Origin of the sequence: Chryseobacterium sp. SIMBA_028, from assembly GCF_046535285.1 — a bacterium.
GTDB lineage: Bacteria > Bacteroidota > Bacteroidia > Flavobacteriales > Weeksellaceae > Chryseobacterium.
On sequence record NZ_JAWRWZ010000219.1, the window covers coordinates 1 to 276 of the forward strand.

Below are 276 nucleotides of genomic sequence, written 5' to 3' on the forward strand. Positions count from 1 at the left end.
AGATCTGCCTTCATAATAATTCACGTCCGGAAGTTTAGGGATCTGGCGGTCTAAATCCATTAGATAGATTTTCATTATTTGAATTAATACGTCGCGAAAAGAAATTGCATATTCAAATTTTTCAGTTTCTATATCTTTCCCGTTTCTTCTATGTGTGTTTTCTATCGGAAGCCGGAAATTAGAATGTATTTTAGGAACCAATTCGGAGAATAATTTTTCAGAAGATATAAGATATCCGGAATAGTCATACATATTCCTTTCTGTAATTTCGCCTTT

The 276-nt window shown here is 33.0% G+C and carries 1 protein-coding gene; it reads right to left on the minus strand.

Features of this window, described 5'->3' with window-relative positions; translation table 11 throughout:
* Window positions 1-276: hypothetical protein (locus tag SCA31_RS23220; RefSeq protein WP_410699385.1), on the minus strand; the 276-nt coding region annotated here is incomplete at both ends.